The sequence below is a fragment of the Nocardioides phosphati genome (assembly GCF_014646375.1).
In the GTDB taxonomy this organism is placed as follows: Bacteria; Actinomycetota; Actinomycetes; order Propionibacteriales; family Nocardioidaceae; genus Nocardioides; species Nocardioides phosphati.
In genome coordinates this window covers 1-835 of the sequence record NZ_BMNI01000028.1, presented here as the reverse complement: position 1 = coordinate 835, position 835 = coordinate 1, and the positions used below count along the sequence as shown (strand labels likewise).

1 protein-coding gene is annotated in these 835 nt (G+C 65.3%); it reads right to left on the bottom strand.

Translation table 11 applies throughout. The features are described from left to right. Positions 1-183: 183 nt before the first annotated feature. Positions 184-681: a hypothetical protein gene (locus tag IEX47_RS17835; protein WP_188785502.1), complete on the bottom strand. Its 498-nt coding sequence runs from the start codon at positions 679-681 to the stop codon at positions 184-186. Between the last annotated feature and the right edge of the window lie 154 nt (positions 682-835).

Here is an 835-nt window from a genome sequence, read left to right as displayed (position 1 = left end):
ATCACCGAGGAGGTCGCCATCAGCGCCTAGCGACACGCCCGACGGAGGATTCGTTTCGTACACCACGCCTAGGGACTTGACCCTTAGGTATCAAGGGCGCGGGCTGCGCCGGCGCCAGCCGCGGGGCCCCGCGCTCCGGGCTGCGGCCTGGCGGCCGGTCCCTCCGCGCACCCCGCGGAGCGATCAACTCATCCTGATAGGTGGGTAGAAGCCCGAGCGGCCCGTGCCTATACCGCCAGTGAAGTAGATGACGCTGCACCCCGCGGCGTCCACATGAGGAGGCGTCTGGTTCTCAAGCACGATCGCCTGACCAGCATGCGACGTCCCGAGATACGAATAGAAGGCCGCCGCAACTGAGCCGCTGAGCAACTCGTCGTCGCCTCCGTCGAACAGGACGTTCTCAAGGTCGGAAACTTCGCTCGCGCCTGCGATCGGGGCTGCGTCGCGATACGTCAGTACCGGAGTGTCCAGCACAACGAACCCTGGGTGCGGTAGTCCTTCCTCAAGGCAGTACTCGCTTAGCGCGACCGAGAACGCAGCATGCAAGACGGATCGCATTCCCTTGCCGCGGTCCTCGCGCTTTCGATGCTGCAGAAGCACGGAGAGTTGCTGTTCGACGCTGAACGAGGCCTCGGATCCGCCGGGCACCTGCCAGGCGGTCAGCACGTCTCGAAGCTTCATGGAGAATTCCCGCTCGGCTGCGGTGCTAATACCGCTTGCCATGGGGGTGCTGGCCTCGGGCTTTTGGCGCTCAGTTGAGTCCCCGATAGTGGTGTAGCGCGGTCGCCGAGACCGTCGCCGGCGTGTACGGCAGACGAAGACGCGGCCACCGCGT

Bases quoted from the DNA above. Each gene is read 5' to 3' on its own strand.
- IEX47_RS17835 (WP_188785502.1), bottom strand. From the start codon at position 681: ATGAAGCTTCGAGACGTGCTGACCGCCTGGCAGGTGCCCGGCGGATCC.